This is a genomic window from uncultured Caballeronia sp. (assembly GCF_964243625.1).
Classification (GTDB): Bacteria; Pseudomonadota; Gammaproteobacteria; order Burkholderiales; family Burkholderiaceae; genus Caballeronia.
The window spans coordinates 1-6,997 of sequence record NZ_CAXTGZ010000306.1; the positions used below are offsets into that span (position 1 = coordinate 1).

Sequence of the window (6,997 nt, forward strand, 5' to 3'; positions counted from 1 at the left end):
TGCAGGCAACATTGCACGTAACCCAAACCCGGCTGGTAACGACGCCCCAGCGGTAGTGCTGGCAGCGCAACGTGCGGGTGTGCACGAGATGATCCTGAAGTTGCCCAGTGGCTATGAGACAAGCATCGGGGACTCAGGCGAGGCGCTCTCAGGTGGTCAACGCCAAGCAATCGCACTGGCTCGCGCGTTGTACGGTGATCCGCGCCTCGTGTTGCTCGATGAACCAAATGCAAATCTCGACGCCGATGGCGAACGTCAGTTGAACGCAGCCCTGCTTCGCTTGAAACGTGACGGGGTAACAGTCGCTGTGGTGACGCACCGTCAGGCGGTGCTCTCGATTGCCGACCGGGTGATGATGATGCGGAGCGGGCAGATTGAATGCTTTGGTACGCGCGAGCAGGTCGAGTCGTGGGCTCGGTCGAAGGCCCCACCGGTAGGACCTGCACCACGCGATAAAGACCGACGGGAGATCGCCGCATCATGAGGCTCCGTCCGTTCATAAACCATTTGCGCGACCGTATCCGGAGCGCGATAGCTGAGCCCCGCCGACCATCCGAACCTCAATCTACAAACGCGCCTTTGTCTTTGCCGCGCCGGGTGGTTGCATCCGGGTGCGTTGTGCTGATGCTGGGCTGCGGCGCGCTCGGCGTATGGGCCACATTGGCTCCCCTATCGGGCGCGGTCGTCGCAGAGGGTGTCGTCCGTGACGATGGCGAACGCAAGACGGTAATGCATCAGGAAGGCGGGATTATTAAAGCCATCTTCGTAAAGGACGGCGATCATGTTAAGGCCAAGCAGGTGTTGCTCACGCTCGACAGCGTGCGGCCCGATGCCGAGGTGGCAGCGCTCCAGTCGCAACTTGCCGACGTTCAAGCAAAGGCAGCAAGACTCGAAGCAGAGCGCGACATGAAAAGCTCGGTTACGTTTCCAGCACCGTTGATCGCTCGGTCGTCGGACCCAGCCATTGCTACGCTAATTCAGCGGGAGCAAACGCTATTTGACTCAGAGCGACAAACTCTGAACGACCAACTGCGTTTATTGCGAGAACAGGCAGACCAAACCCGCGAGGAAATTTCAACCGAGATTGCGCTGGTACGCACCAGTGACGAGAGTCTCGCAATCTCAAAGCAGGAGCTCGAAGTCAATGAACAGCTACGAAGCGAAGGCTACGTGACCGAAACAAAGATGATGGAATTGCGGCGAGCCGCGGCTGACTACAAGTCGCGCCAACAATCAAATACGGCAGAATTGATTCGTGCTCGCCAAAAGCAAACCGATCTCGAGCTGAAAATCACCGCTCTACGCAACGACTATGTGAAGTCAGCCGACACGCAGCTAAAGGACGCCACCGCGAAAATTCAACAACTCGCCGACCAGCTACGTCCGGCTGAAGATACCGAAACACGCACCAGTATCGTTGCACCGGTCGACGGAGAAGTCGTTGGACTTATGGTGCATACAATTGGCGCGGCCATTGGTCCGCGAGAGCCGATCCTCGACCTAGTGCCGTCGGGAACGCCCTTGCTCGTTGAAGCAAAGATAAAGCCTGATAACGTGCGTGAAGTTATGCCCGGAAGCACGGCTGACGTCCGGCTGACCGCGTACAACCCGAGAACCTCTCCCCTACTTCAAGGCACGGTGACGTATCTCTCGGCCGATTCGCTGAACGACAAGGAAACCCGGCAGCCTTTCTACCTTGCCCATATAGAGATTCCGGTCGATGTCATTGCGCGCGCCAACAAAGCGGCGCGCGAGCCGATTCGACTCGGGCCGGGACTGCGGGCGGAAGTATTCATCAAGACCCGTTCGCGAACTGCGATCGATTACTTGTTTGAACCGCTTTGGGACGGAATTCAGAAATCCATGCGGGATTAATTGTTTCAACCTAGATCGAACGCAACAATATGGATAAAGCCACATTGAAGCTTATCGCGTTGATATCCTGCCTGTTGCTGCTATTAGGCTGCGCACCGCCTTCTCAACCGGCATCGCAACTGCGGTATGCAGCAATCAAGCGAAACTTTTTAAATAACAAATTATGCATTAATCAACATAAGCTCGACGGTATAAGCCGTCCAACGCGTGGCGTGATAGAAGGAAGTGGTTCATTTACCACTCCGTCTTGGGAACTTTACATTTTCGATCTGGACGGTCAGAAACTTTCAAAAATCGAAAGCGTTTGGGCGTTCGAAGATGGAAAGATGACGGTCAAACCGAACAAACTTGAGACGATTAACATCAATTCAAGCGAGATCCAGACCGTTGTTGCACTTGCCAATTTACTGTGGGCCAGTGATGCCGACACTCCTAGCCTTTCGATAACAGATACGGCATGGAATATCCAACTTATCGATGGCTTAGACGAAAAATGCGAATCAGCCAGGGGTGCGCCTAGAGGAAATGGTGGCAGCTTAACCAAAATTATTTATTCGATCTGGAAATCTAATCAAACGAATTAGGTACGAGATAGAGCTGAGCGGCTTTCCTACTGAGATGATTTATCTACACCACGCGATATGATTTATCAAGGCGGGCAACATTCCTGAAGGTTGTGAATTATGAAAAATTTCAGCGCAAAAAAATACTTTAAAGCGTCGATTTGCGTAATTTTGTTCTTTTTCGTGGAGGGTTGCATGGAATCCCCACCTGCTTCGATGGCGGCTAGAAGCCCTGACCGCTTCCTCTCTGACTTACATGACTTCATTGACCACGGCGATTTAAATAACGAAAAAGAAGTCGCGGAGACGTTTAGGCTGCGTCTAACGGTGCATTCGATGAATGCTGTTTTAAATCCGAGGACCAACATTTTGGAAGGCACCTCTTCCGCCTTCCAAGCAACCCCATTATCAACCGAAACCCTAGTTAACGCCGACGAGCCGAAAACAAATTACGGTAAATTCAAATCTAACGATTCGTCGTTCGAAAAATCATCCCTGTCCGAAGGAATTAACGAAGCCGAAATTTGCATTAAAAAAGAAAGATTTGTTTCGACATGGGGGGTCGGCGAACCGCAGTTCAATCCGTCCTTTCGGGGACAGCTTACTTATAATTTTTTAGGGAGAAACAAAATTGAAATGTATCTATTATTTACGAAAACAGGATGCTTGCATGATCTCACACTTTATCAAAATAGAAGGAATGACTCAAAATGACCGCTAAAACGATTACTGGGAATGAGAGTTTCTGGGGCACGATCAAACTGTCTGCAGATGCAATCGCCCTTATAAATGCAAGTCCGACCCTTGTGATGGAATTGCTAGATTACAGTAATGCTGTTGGAGTTACTGCGGGGACGATGGGCATAGACACCGGGACGGGAACGGGAACCGGTTGGAACGGAAGCGCCATATTCTTTGCTCAAAACTGGAACACGCTACCCACAACGACGATCGTTGGACAGCTCGCCCACGAAATTGGCCATTTCGAGAACGCGACCGCAGATATTGCATTTGACGACGAATATCGGCCAGCCGCTACAGATCAAAGTATTACGGCTGATGATGTGCGCGCTATGATGGGGTTACATCGTGAAGGCGAAGCTGCGTACAACAACTGGGTAGTGCAGCAGGAAATCTTGAAGGCAACTAGCTCCGACGGGTCCGGCAAGGGCGGCACGGAAATCTATCTTGCCGGAGATGGCGTCTACAGCACAGGGCCATCAAATCTCCAATCGATACTCGACACTCAGCACACTTCAGACGTCTCAGGAAAGCTGACAGCAAGTCAAGAGAAGAACGCAATGATCGAGGACGCGATGCACGTGTTTGCACCGCTTCCGACTAGCGAAGATGGCACGAGCTATTACAATTACTACATGAAAGTAAATGGCGCCGCCAATCCAGCACAAGCGCCCGCTCTAGGAGCGTCGGGAATTACGTTCAACGATCCTAACGAGAACGGCAATTTCACAACTATGGGTGACACGTTCTCGTCTGGACAGTCGGTAACGCAAAGCTTCAGCGGAAGTTCATTATTAACTTCGGTAACTAAAGATCAGTTCGGCAACGTTCTTACGCAGACAACTTATTCACATAATGCCGACGGCAGCTACATCGCTAACGTCTACGACGGCCAAGGCCATGCGACTGACCAAGACCAATTTCACTCAGATGGCTCCGAAGTCGCTTACCACTTCAACAGCAACGGTACTCAGAACGCGACAGTCTATAACGCGCAGGGAAATGAAACCGAACAGGCCACTTTCGGCACCAACGGCGTGAAAACGCAGGACTTGTTTTACGACGCAAGCACCGGACGTGAAACACAGGAAAACGATATAAACGCTGACAGCAGTCAGGTCGACCACATCTTTAATGCCAACGGCACGCAGAACACTGCGGTCTTCAACGCTAGCGGTCATGAAACGGAATACGCGACCTTCGGTGCCAACGGCGTAAAAACGCAGGACGTCTTCTACGACGCCAACTCCGGACGTGAAACTCAGGAAAACGATATAAACGCTGACGGCAGCCAGGCCGACCACATCTTTAATACCAACGGCACGCAGAACACCGCGTTCTTCAACGCTAGCGGTCACGAAACGGAATACGCGACCTTTGGTGCCAACGGCGTAAAAACGCAGGACCTCCTCTACGACGCTAGCTCCGGACGTGAAACTCAGGAGTACGATATCAACACCGATGGTAGCCAGATCGATCACATCTTCAACGCTAATGGCACGCAGAACACCGCAGTCTTTAATGCTGCCGGTCACGAAACCGAGTATGCGACTTTTGGCGCAAACGGCGTGAAAACACAGGACCTGTTCTATGACGCCAGCACCGGACGTGAAACGCAAGAAAACGACATCAACGTTGACGGCAGCCAAACTGACCACATCTTCAACGCTAACGGCACGCAGAACACCGAAGTTGTAAGTGCGGCCGGTCACGAGACCGAGTACGCGACTTTTGGCGCAAACGGCGTGAAGACGCAAGACCTGTTTTATGACGCCACGACTGGACGCGAGACACAGGAAAATGATATCAACGCCGATGGAAGCCAGGTCGACCACATCTTCAACGCTAACGGAACGCAGAATACCGAAGCCTTCAATTCCGCCGGTCACGAGACAGAGTACGCGACCTTCGGCGCCAATGGAGTGAAGACACAGGACCTGTTCTATGACGCTGCGAGTGGACGTGAAACGCAGGAGAACGACATCAGTGGCGACGGCAGCCAGGTCGATCACCTCTTCAATGCCAATGGCACGCAAACCGCGTACGCATTCAACGCTGCAGGTCATGAAACCGAACAAGCAACGTTTGGCACCAATGGCAAGATCACTCAGGATCTCGTCTTCGACGGAGCGAGCGGCCGGGAGTTGCAAGAGACTGACTACAACACCGACGGCAGCGGCGTTGCACATGTCTTCAATCCTGACGGAACGCAGAACGCTGCCGTGTTCGATCCGTCCGGACATGTATCTGAATATGCGACGTACGGCGCAAACGGCAAAATGACGACCGATGCCTATTACAATTCGGATGGCCGTGAAACGCAACTGAACGAATATTCAGGCAATCAGACAACGGTCCACGTGATCAACGCAGACAATTCGCAGACGGCGACAGTCTATAACAGCAGCGGTCATGAGACTGAGTACGCGGAGTTCAATACGAGCGGTCATAAAACGGACGACTATTTTTTTGACGGAACGACTGGCCGTGAAACTGAGTATGACCAGTACGGCAACAATAGCAGCATGACCGCACATCTGTTCAATAGTGATAACACGCAGAACGCCATTATCTTTAATGGAAACGGACAAGAGCTGGAGTACGACTCATTTGATAGCAGTGGCAAGCTCACTGGTTTCACCCAATTCACCTACGGAGCCGGCGGCGGTTATGACGCGGTTGCGTATGGGCCGACAGGATATGAGACTGGATGGGCGGACTACGCAAACAACAACACGCTCATATCATCCGGTGGGGGCCAGTACAACTTTACGCTAGGGAACGAATATGACGGGGGCAGCGACGACTTCGACTTTGGGTCGTTCGAAGAGGATATGGGATATTCCGCAGATTTCGGATTTTCGTTCTAATAGAAATAAGAGCCCAGGGGCTTCGGCGCCGTTGCAAGGCCATCTGACGCACGAAGTGGCCGAGATGAAGCATAGGTTGTCACGCTTTTGCACGTCTACGAGCGCTGACCGACCACGATGCGCGCCGCCCCGTTCGGAGCGGCGAGGGATCGCTGCGCAATTAAACCATAGTCCGCGCTCGGCTCACCGTAAGCGCGGACTATCGAAAAATGCGCCCCCGGGGGGGCGCATGCACAGGTAGATATTCGCTGACTTATCGCGCCAGCAACAACGCGTTCGTCCGCTTCACAAAACTCGCCGGATCTTCCAGCGTGCCGCCTTCGGCCAGCATCGCCTGATCGAATAACAGATGGCACCAGTCGCCGAAATTCGCGTCATCGGCGTGAAGCTTCTTCACCAGCGGATGCTCCGGGTTCACTTCCAGAATCGGCTGCATCTGCGGCGCGGCCTGACCGGCCTGCTTCAACATACGTTGCAAGTAGCCGCTCATATCGCCGTCATCGGCAACCAGGCACGTCGGCGAATCGGTCAGGCGGAACGTCAGGCGCACGTCCTTCGCCTTGCCTTCCAGCGCAGCCTTCATGCTCTCCACCAGCGGCTTCAATTCTTCGCCGACCTTCTCCTGCGCCTGCTTTTCTTCATCGTTCAGCGCGCCGAGATCCAGGTCGCCGCGCGCCACGCTCTGCAGCGGCTTGCCGTCGAATTCATTGAGGAACGACAGCATCCATTCATCGACACGGTCCGTCAGCAGCAGCACTTCCACGCCCTTCTTGCGGAACACTTCCAGGTGCGGGCTGTTCTTCGCGGCCTGCCACGTGTCGGCGGTGACGTAATAAATCTTCGTCTGCTCGGGCTTCATGCGCGACACGTAGTCGGCCAGCGCCACTGTCTGCTCCGACGAATCCGTATGCGTCGATGCAAAGCGCACCAGCTTGGCAATGCGTTCGC

Annotated in this window: 5 protein-coding genes and 1 pseudogene; 5 read left to right on the forward strand and 1 reads right to left on the reverse strand. The window is 53.3% G+C overall.

Translation table 11 applies throughout. The annotated features are described in order from the left end of the window. The 5 genes from ACFFAR_RS19770 to ACFFAR_RS19790 all read left to right on the forward strand — a co-directional run. A partial coding sequence (locus ACFFAR_RS19770) for an ATP-binding cassette domain-containing protein (RefSeq protein WP_174363795.1) occupies positions 1 to 484 on the forward strand: 484 nt, incomplete at its 5' end. Next, a complete protein-coding gene (locus ACFFAR_RS19775) occupies positions 481 to 1,875 on the forward strand; it encodes an HlyD family type I secretion periplasmic adaptor subunit (RefSeq protein WP_174363794.1) in 1,395 nt (464 codons plus the stop codon). The genes ACFFAR_RS19770 and ACFFAR_RS19775, both read left to right, overlap by 4 nt. Before the next feature lie 29 nt (positions 1,876 to 1,904). Further along, a complete protein-coding gene (locus tag ACFFAR_RS19780; RefSeq protein ID WP_174363793.1) occupies positions 1,905 to 2,459 on the forward strand; it encodes a hypothetical protein in 555 nt (184 codons plus the stop codon). 174 nt (positions 2,460 to 2,633) lie between these two features. Next, on the forward strand, positions 2,634 to 3,152 hold the full coding sequence (locus tag ACFFAR_RS19785; RefSeq protein WP_174363792.1) for a hypothetical protein: 519 nt from the start codon (positions 2,634 to 2,636) through the stop codon (positions 3,150 to 3,152). After that, the gene (locus ACFFAR_RS19790; protein WP_174363791.1) at positions 3,149 to 6,049 is read left to right on the forward strand and encodes a hypothetical protein; all 2,901 of its coding nucleotides are present in this window, start codon (positions 3,149 to 3,151) and stop codon (positions 6,047 to 6,049) included. The genes ACFFAR_RS19785 and ACFFAR_RS19790 overlap by 4 nt, the downstream gene beginning before the upstream one ends. Before the next feature lie 253 nt (positions 6,050 to 6,302). On the opposite strand, the pseudogene ACFFAR_RS19795 reads toward ACFFAR_RS19790, so the two are convergent. Beyond that, a pseudogene (locus ACFFAR_RS19795) lies at positions 6,303 to 6,997 on the reverse strand (molecular chaperone HtpG); the annotation flags it as partial.

Excerpts from the sequence above, each read along its gene's own strand:
- ACFFAR_RS19780 (WP_174363793.1), top strand. The coding sequence starts at position 1,905 with ATGGATAAAGCCACATTGAAGCTTATCGCGTTGATATCCTGCCTGTTG.
- ACFFAR_RS19785 (WP_174363792.1), top strand. The coding sequence starts at position 2,634 with ATGGAATCCCCACCTGCTTCGATGGCGGCTAGAAGCCCTGACCGCTTC.
- ACFFAR_RS19775 (WP_174363794.1), top strand. The coding sequence starts at position 481 with ATGAGGCTCCGTCCGTTCATAAACCATTTGCGCGACCGTATCCGGAGC.
- ACFFAR_RS19790 (WP_174363791.1), top strand. The coding sequence starts at position 3,149 with ATGACCGCTAAAACGATTACTGGGAATGAGAGTTTCTGGGGCACGATC.